Source organism: Elizabethkingia argenteiflava (genome assembly GCF_009904105.1).
Lineage (GTDB): Bacteria > Bacteroidota > Bacteroidia > Flavobacteriales > Weeksellaceae > Elizabethkingia > Elizabethkingia argenteiflava.
In genome coordinates this window covers 1-383 of record NZ_JAAABJ010000231.1, presented here as the reverse complement: position 1 = coordinate 383, position 383 = coordinate 1, and the positions used below count along the sequence as shown (strand labels likewise).

The 383-nt window shown below is 67.6% G+C and carries 1 protein-coding gene; it reads right to left on the bottom strand.

All coding sequences use genetic code 11. The features are described 5' to 3' along the window. The coding region (locus tag GNY06_RS02140; protein ID WP_166518594.1) for an aldehyde dehydrogenase family protein at positions 1-383 on the bottom strand (383 nt) is incomplete at both ends.

Here is a 383-nt window from a genome sequence, read left to right as displayed (position 1 = left end):
GTTCCTTGGCTGCGCCCTGGATCATCTCGATCACGCCATCGGCGATCGATTCATGCACACACAGCAGCCGCAGTGCAGAGCAGCGCTGGCCCGCAGAGCGGAAGGCGCTTTGCACCACGGCATCGGCCACCTGTTCTGGCAAGGCGGTGCTGTCCACCAGCATGGCGTTGATGCCTCCGGTCTCTGCAATGAGCGGGACAATGGGGCCGTCTTTGGCCGCCAAGGCGCGGTTGATGATTTTGGCGACCTGCGTCGAGCCGGTGAAGACCACGCCCGCTACGCCGGGTGCGGCGACCAGTGCCGCGCCCACGGTGTCACCTGCGCCGTGCAGGAGCTGCAGCGCCCCTGCGGGCACGCCCGCACCGTGCAGCAGCGCCACCATG